This window comes from Spirochaetia bacterium 38H-sp (assembly GCA_039023545.1).
GTDB lineage: Bacteria > Spirochaetota > Spirochaetia > Winmispirales > Winmispiraceae > Rarispira > Rarispira pelagica.
Window position 1 is genome coordinate 644,834 of the sequence record JBCHKQ010000002.1, and the last position, 21,425, is coordinate 666,258.

Annotated in this window: 19 protein-coding genes; 4 read left to right on the forward strand and 15 right to left on the reverse strand. The window is 40.7% G+C overall.

The genetic code is table 11. The features are described 5' to 3' along the window. Positions 1–58: 58 nt before the first annotated feature. The 7 genes from WKV44_06740 to cysS all read right to left on the reverse strand — a co-directional run bounded on the left by WKV44_06740 (position 59) and on the right by cysS (position 8,695). The gene (locus WKV44_06740) at positions 59–2,710 is read right to left on the reverse strand and encodes a valine--tRNA ligase (GenBank protein ID MEM5948235.1); all 2,652 of its coding nucleotides are present in this window, start codon (positions 2,708–2,710) and stop codon (positions 59–61) included. 89 nt (positions 2,711–2,799) lie between these two features. Then, positions 2,800–4,029, reverse strand: a complete 1,230-nt coding sequence (locus WKV44_06745; GenBank protein ID MEM5948236.1) for a Crp/Fnr family transcriptional regulator — start codon at positions 4,027–4,029, stop codon at positions 2,800–2,802. An 87-nt stretch (positions 4,030–4,116) separates the two neighbouring features. Beyond that, positions 4,117–5,682: a transglutaminase domain-containing protein gene (locus WKV44_06750; GenBank protein ID MEM5948237.1), complete on the reverse strand. Its 1,566-nt coding sequence runs from the start codon at positions 5,680–5,682 to the stop codon at positions 4,117–4,119. Between the two features lie 59 nt (positions 5,683–5,741). Continuing rightward, positions 5,742–6,266 carry a hypothetical protein gene (locus WKV44_06755; GenBank protein MEM5948238.1) on the reverse strand — a complete coding sequence of 175 codons (525 nt, stop codon included), beginning with the start codon at positions 6,264–6,266 and terminating at the stop codon, positions 5,742–5,744. 1 nt (position 6,267) lies between these two features. Then, on the reverse strand, positions 6,268–6,726 hold the full coding sequence (locus WKV44_06760) for a hypothetical protein (protein MEM5948239.1): 459 nt from the start codon (positions 6,724–6,726) through the stop codon (positions 6,268–6,270). Then, positions 6,723–7,232 carry an RNA polymerase sigma factor gene (locus WKV44_06765; protein MEM5948240.1) on the reverse strand — a complete coding sequence of 170 codons (510 nt, stop codon included), beginning with the start codon at positions 7,230–7,232 and terminating at the stop codon, positions 6,723–6,725. The genes WKV44_06760 and WKV44_06765 overlap by 4 nt, the downstream gene beginning before the upstream one ends. A gap of 38 nt (positions 7,233–7,270) precedes the next feature. Next, positions 7,271–8,695 (reverse strand): cysteine--tRNA ligase, encoded by a 1,425-nt coding sequence (cysS, locus tag WKV44_06770; protein MEM5948241.1) that lies wholly within the window; start codon positions 8,693–8,695, stop codon positions 7,271–7,273. A gap of 53 nt (positions 8,696–8,748) precedes the next feature. Here cysS and murB point away from each other — a divergent pair, with 53 nt between their 5' ends. Beyond that, entirely contained in the window at positions 8,749–9,666 is a 918-nt protein-coding gene (gene murB, locus WKV44_06775; GenBank protein MEM5948242.1) for a UDP-N-acetylmuramate dehydrogenase, read from the forward strand. Positions 9,667–9,668: 2 nt separating this feature from the next. Here murB and WKV44_06780 read toward each other — a convergent pair whose 3' ends face one another. Continuing rightward, the gene (locus WKV44_06780) at positions 9,669–10,877 is read right to left on the reverse strand and encodes a hypothetical protein (GenBank protein ID MEM5948243.1); all 1,209 of its coding nucleotides are present in this window, start codon (positions 10,875–10,877) and stop codon (positions 9,669–9,671) included. Positions 10,878–10,992: 115 nt separating this feature from the next. Between WKV44_06780 and WKV44_06785 the strand changes: the two genes are divergently transcribed. Next, positions 10,993–11,565: a hypothetical protein gene (locus WKV44_06785; GenBank protein MEM5948244.1), complete on the forward strand. Its 573-nt coding sequence runs from the start codon at positions 10,993–10,995 to the stop codon at positions 11,563–11,565. 83 nt (positions 11,566–11,648) lie between these two features. Here WKV44_06785 and WKV44_06790 read toward each other — a convergent pair whose 3' ends face one another. Continuing rightward, positions 11,649–12,524, reverse strand: coding sequence for an ROK family protein (locus WKV44_06790; GenBank protein MEM5948245.1), 876 nt, complete (start codon positions 12,522–12,524; stop codon positions 11,649–11,651). Between the two features lie 191 nt (positions 12,525–12,715). Continuing rightward, on the reverse strand, positions 12,716–14,494 hold the full coding sequence (locus WKV44_06795) for an aminopeptidase P family protein (GenBank protein ID MEM5948246.1): 1,779 nt from the start codon (positions 14,492–14,494) through the stop codon (positions 12,716–12,718). Between the two features lie 302 nt (positions 14,495–14,796). On the opposite strand from WKV44_06795, the gene WKV44_06800 reads away from it, so the two are divergent. Both WKV44_06800 and WKV44_06805 read left to right on the forward strand, forming a co-directional pair. Beyond that, positions 14,797–15,570, forward strand: coding sequence for a DUF432 domain-containing protein (locus WKV44_06800; protein MEM5948247.1), 774 nt, complete (start codon positions 14,797–14,799; stop codon positions 15,568–15,570). A gap of 2 nt (positions 15,571–15,572) precedes the next feature. Beyond that, positions 15,573–16,424 carry a mechanosensitive ion channel family protein gene (locus tag WKV44_06805; protein MEM5948248.1) on the forward strand — a complete coding sequence of 284 codons (852 nt, stop codon included), beginning with the start codon at positions 15,573–15,575 and terminating at the stop codon, positions 16,422–16,424. A 296-nt stretch (positions 16,425–16,720) separates the two neighbouring features. On the opposite strand, the gene WKV44_06810 is transcribed toward WKV44_06805, so the two are convergent. The 5 genes from WKV44_06810 to WKV44_06830 all read right to left on the reverse strand — a co-directional run. Then, on the reverse strand, positions 16,721–18,256 hold the full coding sequence (locus WKV44_06810) for a YifB family Mg chelatase-like AAA ATPase (protein ID MEM5948249.1): 1,536 nt from the start codon (positions 18,254–18,256) through the stop codon (positions 16,721–16,723). A 200-nt stretch (positions 18,257–18,456) separates the two neighbouring features. Further along, a complete protein-coding gene (locus WKV44_06815) occupies positions 18,457–19,287 on the reverse strand; it encodes a hypothetical protein (protein ID MEM5948250.1) in 831 nt (276 codons plus the stop codon). A 115-nt stretch (positions 19,288–19,402) separates the two neighbouring features. Beyond that, positions 19,403–19,837 carry a ribonuclease HI gene (gene rnhA, locus WKV44_06820; GenBank protein MEM5948251.1) on the reverse strand — a complete coding sequence of 145 codons (435 nt, stop codon included), beginning with the start codon at positions 19,835–19,837 and terminating at the stop codon, positions 19,403–19,405. Then, a complete protein-coding gene (locus WKV44_06825) occupies positions 19,834–20,460 on the reverse strand; it encodes a class I SAM-dependent methyltransferase (GenBank protein ID MEM5948252.1) in 627 nt (208 codons plus the stop codon). Before WKV44_06825 ends, rnhA begins: the two co-directional genes overlap by 4 nt. Continuing rightward, positions 20,460–21,425, reverse strand: a 966-nt coding sequence (locus tag WKV44_06830; protein ID MEM5948253.1) for a hypothetical protein, incomplete at its 5' end; no start/stop codon positions are given. The genes WKV44_06830 and WKV44_06825, both read right to left, overlap by 1 nt.

The window sequence follows — 21,425 nt, forward strand, 5'->3', positions numbered from 1 at the left end:
TTTTATATTACAACAAAGGCGCCCGTATAGGGCGCCGTTCGGTATAAGGTGTTATTTTTTATTCTTCAAGCAGTTTTTTATAGGCTTTTAGCTTTTCTATCTGCTCCGCAAGCTCTCTGTGTTTTTTCCTTTCTTCTTCTATTATTTCTGGGAGAGCTTTTGTAAGGAATCCTTGGTTGGATAGTTTTTTGTCCACTTTCTCATAGATTTTTTCTGTCTTTTCTATTCTCTGGTTGAGTCTTTCTATCTCACGGGGAACATCAATTACGTCCCTTATGTAGGCAAAGCCCTCAAAGCCTTTCCCTACTATTGCCACGGAGCCGGTTTTGTCCGGTTCTTCTGACTGGATAGAAAGCTCACTAAGTCCAGCCAGGCTGGATATAAGTCCAGCATGAGCGCTAAAGTAATCAAGTACTCTTTTGTCTTCTGTTTTTACGATTGTGGAAAACTTTACCGACGGTGGAATAGTAAACTCGCTTCTAAGTGTGCGCAGCGCTTTTACCAGTTCTTGCAGTTTCTCATAGTCTTGTGCTTCTTCTACATACTGCCAGTCTTCTCTAGTCTCCGGAAAGGCTGCTGTTATGAGCTGGCCATTTGTATCAGGCAATTTTTGATAAAGTTCTTCTGTGATAAATGGTAAAAAAGGATGCAGGATTTTTAATGCCTGTTCTAAGATAAAGATGAGCATGGAAACTATTCTGTCTTTTTCTTTTTCATCATCAGAATTGAGGGATGTCTTGCTGGACTCTATATACCAATCGCAAAAATCATTCCAGAAGAATTCGTATCCTGCCTGTGCAGCATCGTTAAAGCGATATTTTTCCAGAGAGGCTCTTACTCTTTGTATTGCATTGTTGAGTCTGTAGAGTATCCATTTATCTATATCTGTCTTTTCTATACTGTCAAAGGGGATGAGGGTTCTTCCCTCAAGGTTCATAAGCAAAAATCTTGAGGCATTCCATATTTTGTTGGCAAAATGGGCTCCCATCTGGAAGCTTTCTTTGTCTATAAGTACATCTTGTCCTTGAGCTGCAAGAAAGGCAAGTGTAAACCTCAAGGCATCCGCACCGTATTCACTTACTATCTCAAGAGGGTCTATACCGTTTCCAAGAGACTTGGACATCTTTCTGCCTTTCTTGTCTCTTATAAGACCTGTTATGTATATGTCCCTAAATGGTACTTCTCCAGTAAACTCAAGGCTGGCCATTATCATCCTTGCAACCCAGAAGAATATTATGTCATAGGCTGTTACAAGGGCGGTTGTTGGGAAAAAGCGTTTTAAGTCTTCTGTCTCGTCAGGCCAGCCTAGTGTGGAAAATGGCCACAACCACGAGGAGAACCATGTGTCCAGAACGTCGTTTTCCTGCTCTATATTTGTCCCAAAACATTTGTTACATTTATCCGGGTCTTCTCTCAGAACCATCATGTTGCCACAGTCTTTGCAATACCATACAGGTATTCTGTGTCCCCACCAGAGCTGTCTGCTTATACACCAGTCTCGAATATTTTTAAGCCAATGGGTATAGGTATTTTCCCATTTTTTGGGAAAGAACTTTATTTTCCCTTCTTCCCATGCCTTGAGAGCTTTTTCTGCCATCCCTTTCATAGAGACAAACCACTGCTCAGATAAATATGGCTCTATGGGAAGGTGAGTTCTATAACAATGCCCTACCTGATGTATATGCGGCTCTTCTTTTACAAATAGCCCCTGAGCTTCCAAATCTTTTATTATCTTTTTTCTTGCCTCTTCTCTGGTAAGACCTACATAATCGGCAGGAGCATTCTCATTTAGAGTCGCATCCGGATTAAATATATTGATAAACTCAAGGTTATGTCTCTTGCCTATCTCATAGTCGTTAAAGTCGTGAGCCGGGGTGATCTTTACAACGCCGCTTCCAAACTCAGGATCAACATAAGTATCTGCTATAACTTTTACTTTTCTGTTTACTATTGGAACTATTACTTCTTTTCCTATCAAATTTTTATATCTTTCGTCATTGGGATTTACAGCAACAGCAGTATCACCTAGGAGTGTTTCCGGCCTTGTTGTGGCTATCTCAACTTTTTTATCACTGCCAACAACAGGGTAAAGAAGATGATACATCTTACCTTTTACTTCTTTGTATTCTACTTCATCATCGGCAAGCGCTGTTTTTAGGCCCGGAGACCAGTTTACAAGATAGCTTCCTTTATATATCAGGCCTTTCTCATAGAGACTGACAAAGACCTCTCTTACAGCACGGGACAGTCCCTCATCAAGTGTAAATCGCTCCCTTGACCAATCACAGGATGATCCTATTTTCTTAAGCTGGTTGAGTATCGTAGACTTATGATCAAGAGCTACTTTCCATGTTTCTTCCAGAAACTTTTCTCTTCCAAGAGAGCGCGGATCAACTCCCTTTTCCCACAATCTTCTTTCTACAACACTCTGGGTTGCTATACCAGCATGGTCCGTTCCGGGAAGCCATAGGGTGGGTCTTCCAGTCATTCTATAATATCTTATCAGTATGTCCTGCAGAGAGTTATTGAGGCCATGCCCCATATGGAGAATTCCAGTAACATTGGGAGGAGGGATAACTATAACAAAGGGCTCTTTATCGTTATCATCAACAGGTTTAAAAGAGTCCGTCTCAATCCATTGTTTATAAATTCTATCTTCAAAATCCTGCGGGTTATAAACCTTATCGAGTATAACTGCTTTTTGTTTCATCAATCACTCCTTGAGATGGCATATTAACAAAATGTATTTTTTAGTACAAGAGAGATAAAGAATTACTATTGCAGCAAAGAAAATATACCCTAGACTATACGTTTATCCCGCCTGGAACGTTCTATTCTTTCCATTTTTCTAAAATACTTTGCCTGCTTTTCTATTTCTCCAACATCAGGTACATACAGTCTGTCATCCACAACTTTAACATGCTTTGCAGATAACAATTCCTGCATGGCGACCTTGCCTTTGTCAGCAGGGAGACCTACTAGATTGATAAGCTCCTTTGGGCCAAAAGGCATAGAGAAAGATGTTCCTTCTTTTAAGGGGACACCTTTATGTTCCAACTGGATAAGAAGCCCGTCATAAAGCTTGGCAACAGGGTTTGTAAGCAGAGTGTTGGCAAGCTGCTTGTACAAAAACCATATTCTGTCAGCAAGCAGCGTCGTTAGCTTAGATATAAGCTGTGGCTGGCTTGTAACCATTCTTTCAAAGTTTTCTTTATTGATAACCATCATCACACAATCTTCGTAAGATATAGCAGAAGCAGAACGCGGTTTATCCTCAAGAAGAGCCATCTCACCAAAAATATCACCTGCATTAAGCAAAGCTAACAAAACCTCGTTGTTATCTACTATTTTTGTTATCTTAACCTGCCCTTTTTGTATTACAAAGAGTTCCTGTCCAGGCATATTCTCACAAAAAATCATCGTATTTTTGGGATACATTCGAGAGAGGCCTTCTGTAGGCTCCAAGAAAACAGGCTTTGCATAAGGCTTAATCTTAGCCATACGCTGTTTTGCAAGTTCTATATTGTTGCCATTTTTACAATATTTGAGATATTGATAATACGCATAATAAGCTATGCTATACTGGTTTTGCTTGACGTAGTACTCTCCCACCCTAAAAAGGTGTTCCAGGTCAGTCTCCTCCGTGGAATTCTTGAGAGTAAGCCTTGAAAGCATTCTATCCAGATATCTCATCTGTCTAGAAAACTTTTCTATTATTTTTAGAGCTACAGGAGTATTTCTTTTTATGAGCAGTCCATAATTATCCCGATGTACCGCAATAAGAGAAACATCGGTTATTGCCTGCACCGTCTCAATATGACTATGATGAGACATTGTAGATACAACACCGAAAAAATCACCCGGCTTAAGAATATTGCCACCTTCTTCTTCTACAACCTCAGTTTCTCTAGTAAGCCTAACATTACCACTTCTTATTATATAAAAATAATCAGCGTCCTGTTTTCCTTCTACCGTGATATATGCATCTTTTCTAAAATTTACTACTGATAGCTGTAAAGGGTCACCCATCTTACTTCCTGAAGAAAAGTCTTCTTTTTGTAGTATAAGAGCTTGTATCTTTGCTTGTCAATCAATTAGAAATAAATTAAGCCATTTTTAGTAAACTCCGGCAACAGCAACATTAAAGAATATATCACTTATAGAAGAATTTCTCAATTCATAAGAATATTCCCATAATGCAGGCAGAAAAGCATTCTTCTGTTTCTGAGAGCCCGGTATCATGGCAGGAAAAGCATCACCTTCTCTAAACATAAGAAGATGCTGAGCAGAAAGTCCCCCAAGAAAATATAAGTCTTTTGCTTTATCAGAATCTGATGGTATTGATACCGCTTCAAATGGAGCCGTTGGATCAACAGGCACCCATCCCATGGCCGGCAAAGCTGCTTCTGCCCAATAGTACCAGCTCAGATTACCACCACTTTGCAGCAAAATACCGCCGACAACACGTGCAGGGACATCGCCTGCTCTCAACAGCTGGACCAATAACCTGGCTCTTCCCAAAGAATCAGAAAGCCCGGATTGCAAAACAGCATCAAGACTATTCCCCGCAGACTTCCTGTATCCTATTCTGTCTCTGACAAATATATAACACTTCCATACCCACTCATAAGGACTATAATCTTTGGAATCAAAAAGAGAAGCTATAAGATTATTTTTTTTATCTATAAATATATTCTTCTGCCATATAGTATACCGATCTTTTTCATCCGCAGAAAAACGGGCATTCTCGTCTACATCCGATGTCCATACGGGATAAATATCAAGAACTATCCCTCTTTTTATAGCAACAGTCTGTGTCCTGGAAAATCTATAGGCAATATTATTTTTATCTCTTAAGTACGGTGGTATATTCTCCTCCAAAACACGTATATTTCTCTGCCAAAATGTCTTGGCGATACCAGGAAGCCATACTATGGCAGCACCAGACTCAGCAGCAGATACGGAGAAACTCATGTCAAACTCAAGAGAATAAGTAAGAGCATTTCCGGCATAAAATCGTCCTCCCGAATCGTTGACATCTACAAAAATTCCATTGGTCCTATTCTCACCGTCAGATATAAAAACCTCTCCGGAGGTTGCAGCCTCAGGCAGAAAAAACTCTATCTTATCGGACTCCCATTTTATTACATAATCATTAGGGACAGGATAAAAAACATCATCTGAGCTCTTTGCAATATCCTTTCCTATCCATGTCACATAGATAGTGCCTCTATCTTTAAAAGTATCAAGATTGTGCCCCATAACAACAACTTTGGAAGCAAGAGACAACACCTCTGGTTTTATATCTGTAATCTCGGCAGCAATAACGGACTTTCCCTCTGGTCTTGGAATATCCGACTTGAGAGCAAAAAGTATCCTATTGCTATTTTTATCTTTTGCCGTAAAAACCTGTACAAATCCAGAACTAACTCCAACAGGCAATTTTGCCCTTATAAGCCTGTCTGACCATAATAAAAGGGAAGAGTTTAATAATTGCATATCTCCAACTATGACTCTACCACGTTCTTTGCCAAAGCCATGACCCTTTATCTCTATAATATCTCCTGGACTTGCTATATTAGGAGTAACAGTATATATAGTAGGGTTATAAAAAAAAAGAAACAAGAAGACAAAAAGTACAAGCAAAATGCAAATAGCTATATATAATCGTATCCTATTCATTAGAACCCCACTGCTTTTTATTTAAAAATGATATCAGTTAGAAAGATTTTTATAAAGACTTATTTTGATGCATTTTCTTTTATCGCGTTGGAGGCAGAAGGTGGTTTATGTGATTCCTCATTATCCGTATCGTCTATCCATATCTCTATCTCAAGCCTGTACAAAGACTCATCTTCTGCCTTAAGCTCAACCTTACCCAGAGGAAAAAATATAATCTTCTCTCCAAGGTTGAGGGGAATCTGCTTTACCGTAGCAAGATACTTTAAGGCATCCTCCCCTGTCTGAGAACACCACACCTGACCTTCTGCCAAAACAATAAATGAGCCGTCTTTTTTCTTAAAAGGAGTAAGCCTCGCTAAGACAACAATATCCTTGCTGATCAATTTTACAGTAACAGCTTTTCCAGGGATGGTAATCTTGGATTTATTAACCTGCCATTTTATATTCTCAAGTCCCACAAGCTTGGTGGATATATTTATCTTAAGCACATCCTCTATATCGCTGAGTATAGTTTCGTCATCGTCCGCAAGGACAGGAAATATTAATATCGTAAAAAAGGCAAAAGCAATAAAACGCCTTAACATATCATCTTCCTCCGCCTGCTCTCAGAAAGACCGGCTGACCTTGAATTCCCGTACTATCCATAGAAGGAAGTTCTATTACAACATCTTCGGAGTTTGAATCATCAAGAATTTTGCTTAGATCAGCTTTATTACCAGAGACAGAAACAGCCATAACATCCTCATTATTAGCAGAAGAAGACGCTATAACAGGAGAAGTAAAACCAACTGTTATACCAACAATAAGGCCCAGACCAATTATGGAAATCATAAGAAGAGAAACAAAAACAGGAATAGGAACAAAAACTCCTCGTATTGTAGGCCTGTGTTTAAGCTTCTCAATACTTCTATCAAGTCTGGCTCGTACTCTTATCCTGGCATTTTCTACAATATCTTCCGGAACATCATAAGGAGGGATAGAGAAACCCTGTGCTACTTTATCCCCTCCCGATTTCTCGGTATTGAAAAGAATTTCTTTACTCATAGGCTTCCTCCGGAAGAAAGTAATTCTGCCAGTTTGTTCCTTGCTCTAAAAATTCTTATTTTTACATTATTTTCTGTAATATTCATAACCTCCGCAATATCCCTATAAGAAAGCCCCTCATACTCCCTCAGAATAAGAGGAACTCTTAGTTTATATGGCAGCTGCTCTATCTTGGCTCTGACTTCTTGTGCGACTTCCTTATCAACAAATCTGCCTTCCTCGCTCTGCTCTTTATAAGGGATTTCCTTATAAAGCTTGTTTAACAACTTCCCTTCTCTCTGTTTTTTTTTGAGAAAGTTATATGTCATGTTCTTTGCAACCCGCAGCAACCAATAGAGGGCCTGTTTATTGTCAGGTATCTCTTCCACTCTAGGATAGTATTTCAAAAAGGCCTCATGGCAAATATCCTCTGCCACGCTACTGTCTCCTGTCAACCTATAAACCATCCTGTAAATAATAGAGAAGCTCTCATTGTATACTTGCTCAAAAATCTCATCTCTTATCATATTATAAACAATTTTCCGCTTTTATTGTTACCTTATTGTTACCAATCTTTTGACACTTCCCAGACAGTTCCCTGAGGAGTATCCTTTATTATAATCCCTTTTTCCGCTAACAAGTTACGAATCCTATCAGCTTCCGAATAATTTTTTTCTTTTCTAAAAATCTCTCTCTGTCTAATTAGCTCCATATCCTCATCCGAAATTTTTGCAACAGCTTCTTTTGCTCCAATTTCCTTGACAAGAGACAAACCAAGAACCCTATCCATATCAGATACCAAAAGCGCCTTATCTGTATCCGACAGAAAAGAATCCTTTATAACAGACCACAACACAGCTATTGCTCTTGGAGAATTAAGGTCATTACTGATATAGTCCACAAATTGATCCCTATAGGAAAGAGCCTTATCAGACATATCTTTATCAGCCCAGTTATCATCTGGTTTAAGAGAACTTATCTTTTCTATAAGAGACCTTCTTGCATTTTTTGCGGACTCAAGAGCAGAAAAGGAAAAAACCAGCTGACTTCTGTAATGAGCACCAAGACAATAATATCTATAATCCAGAGGAGAAAAGCCCTTTTCCGTGAGAACAGAGAGAGTAAGGAAATTGCCGGAAGACTTGGACATCTTACCCGAGTCAAGAACAAGAAACTCTCCATGAAGCCAATATCTTACCCATGGCGTTTTCCCTGTTGCTCCTTCGCTCTGTGCAATCTCATTGGTATGATGTACAGGTATATGATCTATTCCTCCACAGTGGATATCAAACTGCTCTCCAAGATACTTCATACTCATAGCAGAACACTCAAGATGCCAACCGGGATAGCCCCTTCCCCATGGAGAATCCCATACCATAGCCTGATTTTCAAACTTGGACCTTGTAAACCACAGAACAAAATCTCTAGGATTCTTCTTGCTTTTATCAACAGCAACCCTGGCTCCTGCCTTTAGCTCCTGTCTATCAAGAAGAGCAAGCTTGCCATAGTCCGGAAACGTCGCAGTATCATAATATACATTACCTTCCGAGACATAAGTATGTCCATTTTTTTCTAGCCTTTTGACCAAGTCTATCATCTCCGGTATATGCTCTGTTGCACGACAGACCACAGTGGGCATAAGTATATTAAGCTCTTTTATATCGTTAAAAAAAGCATCAGAAAAAAAGTGTGCAATATCCCACACACTCATACCCTTTTCCCGTGCACTCTTTATCATCTTATCCTCACCCTCATCTCCATCGCTCGTAAGATGCCCTACATCAGTTACATTCATAACATGCTTTACCTTATATCCGGCATATTCCAGCGTTCTCCTCAACAAGTCTTCAAAGATATATGTACGCAAGTTACCTATATGAGCATAATTATATACAGTAGGACCACAAGCATACATCCCAACCGTATCTTTTTGCATGGGAGAAAAATCCTCTACCTTTCTACCCATACTGTTAAACAGCCTTATATCCATAAAAACTCCTCTGTCATATAGCAACTTTTGATAAAAAAAGATAATATTTTCTTGTGGTAAACGTACGTAAATTACTCAAAAAAATCAACATAAGCTCGGAGATACTATTTGATGAACCTATGAGCAATCATACGAGCTTTAAAGTAGGCGGCCCGGCAGACGCGTTTGCAGAACCGGCCGACACACTGGAGCTTATAAAGCTTATAAACATTTGCAGAGAAAACAACATTCCTCTTTTTATCCTTGGAGGTGGTGCCAACATAGTGGTATCTGACCGCGGCATAAGAGGTCTTGTAATAAGCACAACACGACTTTGCGCCATAAATATAAAAAACAACACTGTAGAATGCCAGGCAGGGATAAGCATGGAAGAGCTTGTGTTAAAAACAACAGAAAAGGGACTAGGAGGGATAGAGGACTTTGCCTGGATGCCGGGAAGCCTTGGCGGAAGCATAAGGATGAACGCAAGATGCTACAACACATCCATATCCGATGTCTTAGAAAGCGTAATATGGCTGGATATGACAACAGGAAGGACAAAAACATATATAAAAAACCCCTCTGACTTTGCCTATAAAATATCCCCTTTTCAAAAAGGGGATAAACTAATACTGCAAGCAAAACTAGCACTGCACTACAATGACAAAAACATATTAAAAAAACGCATAGAAGAAATAAAACAAGATAGAGAAAAAAAAGGCCACTTTTTTGCCCCTAGTGCAGGCTCTGTCTTTAAGAACAACAGAGATTTTGGACAGCCAACAGGAGTACTAATAGATAACCTAGGCTTAAAAGGCTACAGCATAGGAGACGCACAAGTATCCCCCTTCCATGGCAACATAATAATTAACAGAGGACAAGCAAAAGCAGAAGACATAAAAAGGCTCATAGAATATTTGCAAGAACAAGTATACAATGCATACGGCTTTACAATAGAACCAGAAGTAATATTTGCAGGAGACTGGGACTGACATTACTTATTATTGACCTTGCAGCCAACAGAAAAACCCGTAAGCAAAGCCTTACTGTCCAATATATCAATAGAAGCCCATAACTCCACATCACGCACACGATATTCCGCCTTTATTACTCTCTTCTCATCAACATACCAAGAAAAACCGTCATACAAAAAAGGAAAACAAAAAGACACAAAAAACAAGTCAACATTTACAGAAAAAGAAACCTCAGAATCATAAAAACTGTCTTTATCACAATCAAAACCCAACCTAAGAACATCATAAACAGGATAAAACCAAAAGTAAAAATCCCCACCGCAGTAATTTGTCTCATAAGAAAAAGAAGACATCAACCGCCACTTTTTCTGACTTATTCCCAACCGGACAGAAAAATCCTGAGAAAAACCATCAATAAACCTTTTTCCCACATCGTAACCAAGATACAACACAGGCCCGTAACCATGCTCATACCCCGCGCTATTTCTGCTCCTCCAGCTCCAACCTGACCATGACCCGTCAGGACTTACAAATCCATAATCTGCAGAAGAAAAAACGCTTTTTATCCACCAACCTCTTGGGAATTCGGCATAAAAACCACAACTTACAAAAGAAGCAGGAACATCATGAGACAAGAATACACCCCCCGTATCCAAAAAGAACAACCAGTCTTCCATACTTTTCCATATCCTCGCGGCAGCATAGGGGAATGCTTCCGCATAATACACAGGTCTGTAGAACCACCAGTCATCAAGATAATAAGACTCAGGAAAAGAAAGCACCCCCATAAAGTCCCCACCAAAATCTCCATACTCATACGACGCCCACACCCCACAGAGTGAAGCATCAACAGAATCAAGAAAAAACACAGCAGGTCCCGGAGACAAAAACAGCATATATGCATAAGAAGCAGACGGATGCAAAGAATAATCCACAGAAAAAGGCAGCAAAGACACAACAGAGCTTTTTCCATAAGAATGATAAAACGGAGCACACACAGAAGCAAAAAGGCTCTCCCTTACAACAGGACCAGCAAGAAAAAAAGAAGAATTCAAGCTGCCCCTGACTCCCTCTCGCTCCTGCCAGAAACACCAGTCAAGCCCGTATAACTCATCCTTGAGCCTGAGCGCAAAATCGTTATAACCGTCCAAAGACACAGTGATAGAAGAATCAAGAGCAAAAAGGATAAACACACGATAAAACACAAAAACACAACATGCCCCCCTCATATAAACTCAACATGTAAAAAACACAAAAAAATTCAAAACAAAATATTTTTTGAGACACCCGTGAAAAATGCAAAAACCACATGTATATTTATACATAATGGAGGACACAGCGATTATGGAGAAAAATATAATAATAACAGCCATAATCCTACTGATATCCTCAGCAGGATGGACACAATCCTTCGGTTTTTTTGCAGAAAGCTCCATACTCCCAGAGATTATGGCAAAGACAGATATAGAAGACATACCGGTAAAAACACCAGGTATAACACAGACGGGATTTTACTTCCTTGACAGGGGCAAATACACAGAAGGCGGATTATACTTTGCCTCAACCAGGGGAATGTCAGAAACACTACGAGGACAGACCACTCCAGAAGGCTGGGAACTTGGCATACTGACCGGAATAAAAATAATAGACATCTTTAACTGGCTAAAAGCCGGAATAGATCTAAAGATAGGTGCAGGCACAATACAAATATACTCCGATTATGGATTTATAAGAGAACTTATCACAGGCACCTTTGAAGCAACAGGAGAAATCACCATCCAAGCAACAGACTGGTTCTATATATCAGGATTTGCAGGCTATCAGATCATAGGAAACTATTCCCCTGGGAAACCCTTTGCCGATTTTCTTTCTTACTCCCCCGTACTGGGAATACGGCTGGCACTGGGAGAACGTTAAAAAAACAATACATCATACCTAACGGGCTTGCCGGAGGCAGCGCGGGGACGCTGTGCGTCCACGCGCGTTCGGTATTATGGTTTTTATTCTATTGCAAGAAGGAATGCGCCTTTTATGCCTGCTTCTTGTCCCAGGGTTGCAGGGACTATATAGTTGTCTGTTTCTTGCAAAATAGAGGGGTGCGCAATATAGCCTGCCAAAAAGTCCAGGAGGTGTTTTCTTGTGTGCGGGAATAATGCCGGCTGACGTGAGACGCCGCCTCCTATCACAATGCGCTCGGGAGATACGGTGAGTACCATATTGGCTATGCCTTGCGCAAGATAATAGGCTTCAAGCTCCCAGGCTTTATGCGTTTTTTCTAAGTTTTCTGCCGGTTGTCCCCATCGCCCGCTTATGGCAGGACCGCTTGCCATTCCTTCTAGGCAGTCTGCATGAAAGGGGCAGAGTCCTTTATAGCTGTCATCAGGGTGACGTCGCACTAGTATGTGGCCTGCCTCAGGGTGTACTAGTCCGTGGATGGGTTTTTTGTCAACGATAATGCCAGCACCTATGCCTGTGCCTATTGTGATGTATACAAGGCTGGAGAGTCCTTTGCCGGCGCCCAATGTAAGCTCTGCGAGTGCTGCCGCATTGACGTCTGTGTCAAAGGCAACATCAACGCCCAATTTTTTTGCCATAAGAGGGGCTATTTCTGTATTCTGCCATTCTATCTTGGGTGTTGAGGTAATGTACCCCCATTTTGGGGAGTTTTTATCCAGCTCGACTGGGCCAAAGCAGCCTATGCCCATTTTCTTGAGTTTGCCGTGCTTTTTCTGCATTGCAGAGAAAAAATCCAGTGCGTCTTTGAGTGTATGTTCTGGGCTGCGTGTGGGGAAGCGGGTCATTTCCGCTATATCTGATGGAGATTTTCCTACGGCGCAAACCCACTTGGTTCCGCCGGCTTCTATTGCTGCATACATGCTATACCTCTTTTGTTATATTGCTGTATTGCTGCGGGGTTATGCTTACCTGCAACAGATATAATAACAAGCAATTGGAAAAACAGCCAGCAAGGGGCATATATGCAGGATAAAAAAGCCATCTACCGTAAAAATCCAAGTAAGAAAAGCTATTGTAGCAGATTAGCAGATGAGCCTGCAAGCCGAGAAATCTAGACTGTAAGCTTTATAAACGGCATACATTTTTTTGAAAGCCAGGCGTTTTCTTCTTTTTCCAGTATTGAGTCCAAGGTCTTCAGGATGGTCTTGTGATAGGAGGAGAGCCAGTCTTTTTCTTCTTCTCTCAACATAGAAAAATCCACCAAGGCAGGCTCAAAGGGGAAGAGTGTCAGTGTTTCTAGCTCCAAAAAGCTGCCAAACTCATTGGCAGTGCTTTGTTTTACAAGCACAAGGTTCTCAAGCCTTATGCCCCAGAGGTCTTTTCTGTATAGGCCGGGCTCGTTGGAAAGAATCATCCCTGGCATAAGAGCATGTCCTGCACCGTCAGTACGGATAGAAGATGGTCCTTCGTGCACAGATAGAAGGTATCCAACACCATGGCCTGTGCCATGTCCGTAAGAAAGGCCAAGCCTTGCTAGCTCACCACGCGCAAGGATGTCTATGTGCTGCCCGCTCAATCCCACGGGAAAGACTGCCCTGGCAAGGTTAATATGTGCTTTTAATACAGCAGTGTAGTCAAAGATTGCCTGTTTTTCTGCTCTGCCTTTTAAAAATACTCTGGTTATGTCTGTTGTTCCCCATTTGTAGTGTCCTCCGCTGTCAACAAGCAATAGTCCGTCGCCTTTCATGTCAGATATGGGAGAAGAAAGTGTGTTATAGTGTACAATTGCACCGTGTGCCGCAAAGCCTACAATAGGGGCAAAGCTGTGACAGATAAAACGTTCGTCTAGGTTTCTAAAGTATTCCAGTTTTTTTGCAGCATCCTGCTCCGTGATGGTAGAGCCTTTTTCCCACTCAGACTCAAGCCACATGGCAAACTTGACAAGCGCACGACTATCCGCAATAAGAGTTTGACGCATGTTTTCTATCTCTGTAGTGTTTTTCCTGGCTTTGAGAAGGGCAACAGGGCTCTCAGCATGTTTGAGCTCTGCATCAGGGGAAATATGTTTTCTCACAGAGGCAGGCGTTTTGTAAAAATCCGCCAGAAGAAGCCCTTTTTGCTTACCAACAAGCTCAAAAAACTCATAATAATCAAAAAGCATAATACCTGTGTTTTTAAGCTTTTCAACAAGCGTGCTGTCAAGCTTCTCATGCTTGATAAAAAGAAGAGAATCGTTATTTCTTACTATTAGAAAAGAGCTTGCCAGCGGATTATAAGCTATATCCATTGCCCTGATATTAAGAAGCCAGCAGATTTCATCAAGGGAAGAAAGGATAAATCCTACAGCATCATGCTCATATACCAGTCGCCTCACTTTTTTTATACGTGCAACAGAAGACTCACCGGCAGCATTCTCAGGCAATTCCCATACATCTGTAAACACAAGCGGAGGTCTGTCCGTCCAAATGGGACTTATATAATCCTTGTCCGCAAGCCTGCAATCCTTTTTATCAAGCCTGTCCGCAAGCTCTGTCCATGCTGCCAGACTCATACATGAGGCATCGGCTGCTACCGTATCGCCTGCAACAACATGCTCTGCAAGCCAATCCTGCCAGGATGGCACTCCCTGCTCTCCCATTCTAAAAAGCTCAATCCCAGTACTGTGCAGCACCGCCTCTGCCTCAAGAAAATACCTACTGTCTGTCCAAAGCCCTGCCCTTTCTTGCATAACCAGCAGAAGTCCGTTGGAGCCCTTAAAACCGCTCAGCCAGGAGCGAGCCCTGTAATACTCGGAAGGATACTCAGAATTATGCGGATCGGCATCGGCTATAATACAGGCAGATACATTATCCCGCCTCATACTTTCACGCAAAAGAACAAGTTTTTCCATCACAGTCATGCTAAAGGAATCGGCAGAAAGACACAAAAAAAACATCCCATATTTTTATATCGAACGGCAGAGCCGTGTCATATACAGTAATAAAAAAAAGAGCACGGCTCTGCCTGCCTCCGGCACATATGTGGCAAAAAGACAAGCATTAATGTCTATTATAATTATGAGGACAAATAAGCCTGCCTTTCTCAGCCAGAGGCAGCAGGGAGCTAGCCTTTGCTCGCTCCCTGCGTTCGGGATAAAAAAGTAATTTCCAAAAGAAGGCTTGAAGAGTTGGTATAATAATAATAAAATCAACTATGCTTAATATCCAAGCAGAAGAAAATGCCGTATACAGAATAGCGGCAAATAAGCTGAGAATATATCTTAGAAAAAGAGGCAGCTTGCTGGATATGGTGTACAGATACAGCAAGAACAGCTCTCAGCCGGAGATAATAAAGATAGAGGAAATTCCATCTCACAGAGAAAATATAATAAGTCAAATTCTGATAAAAGAGGACAGCAAAGAGATATCTATAAAGCCTCAGCTGCCTGATAGGCCTATAGCTGTCAACCTTTCGACAGAGCTTAGAATACAGGCCAATTATAAGGCTACGGTATATGTGCAGATTCCTTTATGGATGCAGCTGGCTATCATGTCTGATGCTGGGACAGTAAAGCTTACGGAGCTGCCGTCATCGGTTCTGTCCAATACATGGCTGGGTACGTCGGAGACTGGTTTTATTGCATATTCTTACAAATCGGATGTTTTTACCGAGAAAAAACCTCCTTTAAAATATCAGGAAACTTATTTTGCTGTTCCTGTCTCTATTGATAATAAAAAATCTGAGATAATAGTTGTAGAGAAATTAACTGTTCCAACACAATATCTTTTTCTATATAAAAAAGATTCATTGTATAAGACTCAGCCTGTAAATATAATCTATAAAAAGGATACAGAACTGCCCCAATTTTTTATAGAGAAATCCATACAGGAAGATGCAGAAGAAATAATCTCCTATCCCAGAGAAAAAACATCTCCCCATATGCTGGCACTTGGGGAAAGCATAAAAAAAATATTTTCCGGAATATAATTATGGATGTAATAAAAAAGATTATAGAAAGCTTGTCTCAAGGGAGAATCCTGCCTTATATAAACACTTTGATAATATTTCTGGCAGGTATAATCATACTCAAGCTGCTCACACTTATTTTGAGAAAAACACTGTTTAGGAAATTATCGGATCACAGCAAGATGCTTGTAACAAAGTTTATATTCTATGCAGGGGTCATAATACTTTTTTTTATAGGATTACAAAACCTTGGAGTTAGTCCTGCAACATTGTTGGGAGCTGCGGGGATAACAGGAATAGCTCTTGGTTTTGCTTCTCAGACGAGTATGTCCAACCTCATAAGCGGGCTTTTCTTGTTGTCAGAAAGGCCTTTTAGTATAGGCGATCTTATCAAGGTGGGAGACACAACTGGTTTTGTCATATCCGTAGATCTTTTGTCAGTAAAAGTAAGAACTTTTGATAATAAGTATATACGGATTCCCTCGGAAAAGCTAATCAATCAGGAGATGGCTAATATTACTTATTATCCTATAAGAAGACTGGATATAGATTTGTCTGTCGCATATAAAGAAGATATAAGACGTGTTTTTGAAATTTTAAAGGAGATAGCAGAGAAGAATCCTTATTGTCTTGACCAGCCAGAACCTCTTATCGTGTTTAAGGGGTTTGGAACATCCGGGATAGATATATTTATGGGTGTGTGGTTTATAAAAACAGATTATCTTAAGCTTAAGAATTCCATAATGATAGAAATAAAAGAACGTTTTGAAGAAGAGAATATAGAGTTTCCTTTTCCGCATATTACTCTCTACACCGGTTCTAACACAGCTGCATTTCCTGTAGAGATAAGCGAAAAAAAATCCTCTAAGTCATAATTCTTTTTTTGAATAATTGTATTTTTACAATTAATCCAAGGATACAGTAAAGATACATCCTTGTCTTTAATTAATAAGAAGCTTGTATGACGTATTATAATATCCAAGCTGCAAAAAGCAAAAAGCAAAAAGCAAAAAGCAAAAAGCAAAAAGCAAAAAGCAAAAAGCAAAAAGCAAAAAGCAAAAAGCAAAAAGCAAAAAGCAAAAAGCCTCATGCTTTTGCCGGAGGCAGCAGGGAGCGTGCTTTTGCGCGCTCCCTGCGTTCGGTGTACAACTTTTTTAAATAAAAATGTCGGTTAGATGTCCGACCAGTAAAAATCCATATCGCCATATCTTCTGTACTGTACGGCTTCCAAAACGTGTTCTTTTTTTATTTCACTTGATGCGTCAAGGTCTGCTATGGTACGGGCAAGCTTGAGTATGGAGGCATTGGCACGCGCAGAGAGTGCGAGTTTTTCTACTGCACGTACAAGAACAGAACGCACTGCCTCGGATGTGACACAAAATTTGTCTATGTCCTCCGCAGGGATATATGCATTTCTGGTATGGCTTCTGCCTGCATAGCGCTCTTTCTGAATTTGCCATGCGCGCATTACCCGCTTTCTTATGGATGTACTGCTCTCTGCCTCGCCACCTAAGATGACTTCTGTGTCCTCCGGTTTTACAGGGAATCGGATATCTATTCTGTCCAAGAGAGGTGCGCCAATCCTGCGCCAATAACGCTTTATTTCCTGAACACTGCATGCACAGATAGCATCTTCTTTGCCAAGATTGCCACAAGGGCATGGATTGGCCGCAAGAATAAGCTGAAACCGGGCGGGATACCAGAAGGACTGACCAGCACGAGAAAGCGTAACACGGCCTGTCTCCACAGGTTCACGCAGGCTCTGCATAATAGCAGAACGAAACTCAGGAGCCTCGTCCATAAAAAGAACGCCATTATGAGCAAGAGATATTTCTCCTGGCCTTACATCCCTACCGCCACCAATCATGCCTTCCACGGTTGCAGAATGATGCGGCGCTCTAAAAGGCCGCATACCAGAAAAAACCCGCTCCCCGTCAATAGAAAGCTCACCGGCAAGAGAATATACCTGCAGGACAGAAAGCCGCTCAGACTCTGTAAGCGGAGGAAGAATAGAGGGAAAAGCATAAGAAGCCATGGTTTTGCCGCAACCCGGCGGACCAAATAGAAACATATGATGCCCTCCTGCTGCTGCAACCTCCATAGCACGCCTAAGAAAAGCCTGCCCCTTAAAAGCAGAAAAATCATGAGGCCAGGCTACAGACCTCACATCCCCCCTGTCAATAAGAGCCTCATTCTCAGGCAAAAAGCCCCTCTCTGCAACAGACACGGCATCACAAAGAGACTCAACCCCAAATACCCTCACTCCCTCAACTACAGACGCCTCTCTGACATTGTTATGCGGCACAACACAGAGCCCCACATCAGCAGAAGAAGCTGCGATTACACTTGACAGCACCCCTTCCACCGGCAAGACCTCCCCAGAAAGACACAGCTCTCCCATAACCAGCACATCTCTATCTGCAGCATCAAGCTGCTCCGATGCAACAAGCAAAGCCAGCGCAATAGCAAGATCATACCACGCACCTTTTTTGGGAAGCCCTGCAGGAGCAAGATTGACAAGCACCCTCTTCTGGGGAAAGACAAAACCACTATTTTTGAGCGCCACCCTTATACGCTCCCTCGCCTCACGCACAGCAGTTCCTGCAAAACCTACAATCTCCATCCCCGGAAGCCCCTTGCGGATATCCACCTCAACCCGCACAAGCCTGCCCTCATACCCCCAGGGAAGAAAACTAAAAACCCTCATATAAAAGACATAACAAAAGAAAAAGACAAAACACTTTAAGAAACAATAAGTTCATCCTTATTGCTTAAGAAAAAAATAAACCAAACGGCAGAAAGCGCAACCATAAAGAACAAAAAAACACTCGCGCTTTCTGCCTGCCTTTGGCACATACAAGAATAACAAGAAGAAAAAGTCTCCCAGACAGAATAACAGAAAAACTATTAATAAGAATCAAACTTAGTTGTATAACCCGTCTTTATGGACACGAGCTCTCCCTCATACAAATCCCCCGTATCAGTATTTGACCAACTAAACTTTACAAGCCAATCGCTATCCTTATCCACCCACCAGGAGAAATTATAAGCACCATCATAGTCAACATAAGACCATTTTATCCTCCTGCAATCCCATCGGCCGCTTTTGAGCTCTAATGATTCCCGTGTAACAGAAGCAGAAACTGCCTTATAGAACTCTTCATCAGAGCTGTAGCCATAAGACAATAAATAGTCTGCAGGATCAGTAGAAGGAACATCATCATAGGAAAGTTCCTCGATAGAATCAGAATATAAATCATAATATCTTATCTTCCGAATATACATTCCAGAATCAAGCAAGATCTCAAAGTCATAAGTTTCCTCGTCCATAGAATAGGAAAAATACCACCACACTCCACCATCATCCAGCTTCTTTAAACGAGCACGCTCAACCACAATATTATCAACATTGCCATCTTCATCCACTGATTTTATATTCCAGACTTGCCCTTGAGAATCCTCAAATTTTTCGTCAGAAGTATAATAGCCACCAATAAATAAAATCTGAGGATAAAAAACAGCAAAAACGCTCCTATAGTCTTCAGAAGTAAGATAATCAGAAGAATCAGAGTTCTCATCAGATTGAACATCATGGGAATCATCGTAGTAAACATCAGAATTATTATCAGAATCAGCCTGCAAAAAACCAGCTGCGTCATAAACATCAGGAACAGAAATACATGAAACAACACTAAAAATAAGCAATACAGAAAAGAATAACTTAAAAGACTTAGCCATACCCGCCCCCTAAAAATATTACTTAATAAAAAATATAATGCAAAATAAGAAAAATATATAGACGGATATCCAAATAACAAAAGATATTTGATTAATAACTTATAAAACTCGGATATCAAAAGCCCAAAGCAGCAGAAGAAGCCATAGAATCACAAAGCTCATTCCATTTGTTGCCAGCATGCCCTTCTACCCAGCACCAATCGAGAGAAAAAAGAGAAGAAAGCTCCAGAAGAGAAATCCATAAATCCTTATTCTTAACCGGTTTTTTGGCAGAAGTCTTCCATCCATTAGCCTGCCAGGACACAATCCACTCTGTAATCCCTTTTTTTACATATTCAGAATCAGTATAAAGCACAACAGAACCCGTATAAGCCCTTGACTTTAAAAAAGACAAAGCTTCAATCACAGCAGAAAGCTCCATCCTATTGTTGGTAGTATCTTCAACACGACCGAAAGCAGAAAACCCCTTATCACCGTCAATCACAACATATGCCCATCCACCCGGACCAGGATTTCCCTTACAGGCACCGTCTGTATAAACCTTTATCACAATCCCCTCCCCTTACTGCAGAATACAGTCATATCATTTATAAGATAGTTATCTACTATAAAACAATATGGAAAATGAGAGGAAGCAAGCCCCCTTACCTTTTCCCTGTTATAATAAAAATACTCATACTCTTTATCTACAGAAGAATCAGAAAGCATAGAACACACAACAAAAGAAGATGAGAGAGAATAAAATACCTCAAAAGCCTTATCCAGAAAAGCATAATTGTCATCAACTCTCAGATTAAAAACCCCGCAGGAATAAACCACATCAAAAGAAGAAGGAGAAAAAGAATTCTCCGTAAAAACATCGCCTGCAACAAAACACGCACCAGGATAAAAAGAAGAAGCCCTCTCCACCATATCAGGCAATATATCAACACCTGTATAAGCACAGTCAATATCATGCACTTTAAGAAACTGATACAAGTCACCAAGCCCACAGCCCACATCAAGAATAGAAGAGACTCCTTTTTCCTTGAGAAAATTACACAATACAGAAAACCTCTTATACTGAGCATCCCGACTCTCCCAGCCAAGCGCTCTATGTCTCTCATCAGAAAAAGAAAACCTCTCTAGCTTATCTTTATAATACGATTCTATGCGGGAATAAAACTTTCTCATCAGTCAAGAAGACTCCTCAGATAACCATCCAAATTTTCTATATCATACTTGTACCCGCAAATAAGATACGCATCCCGCCCTTCGTAGACAAGAGGTATAAAAAGAGTATTCTGCATCATAACCCTATCGGAATCAGAAAAATATCCCGAATACGGCTCATACTCAAACATACCAGTTCTCCACAAAACAAAACGCCTCATGCTCAACTCAAGGAAAAGAGGATCTTTTCTCTTAATAGAAAAATACTCCTTAAATCTGGAGCTAAAACCTATCCCTTGATGCACAGAATATCCCGCTCCATGTTCTGTTATTATTGCACCACATGTAGCCTTAGCCTTTCTTGTAAAATCAACAAGAGACTTTGCAACACCAGCCTCAGAATGTGTAAAACCGGACATAAAAACATCGTAATTAAGACCTCTTTTAGTACACATAAGAGAAGAAACTTTCTTCCTGCCTGTATTCTGCAAACCAGAGACAGAAGAAATATCTCCATAAAACAGCTCCACATCATCAACAGATGAAAAGATAGCAGATATACTAAGGTCTCTGTCTACATCATTATCTTTGGTAACATCCTTTTTATACAACTCTTCTTTTATTCTAAAAACTCCATCCTCGTTTTCTATGGGAGTATCATCGGCTATATCATCTACAACATACGGAGCAATATCCAAAGCTATTACCTTTTTTGACTCTATAAGAGAATAAAACAAATCATGCCATTTATCTCCAACTTTTTCCTGTTTTTCTTTTTTTCTGGGATTTGCTCCCATGACAGAATTAAAATTATACAGATAGGAAGAAAACCCACTTACTCTCAGAGGAATAACCTCTGCCTCCGCAGCATCAGCAATCTCTTCTGCAGTGTTCCTTGCAGCAGTATCAAAAGGTATAATCTTATGATCCTCAGAAGAGTCACCAACGTTATCCAAATCATCTAGATTTTCCACCGATTCAAGCTC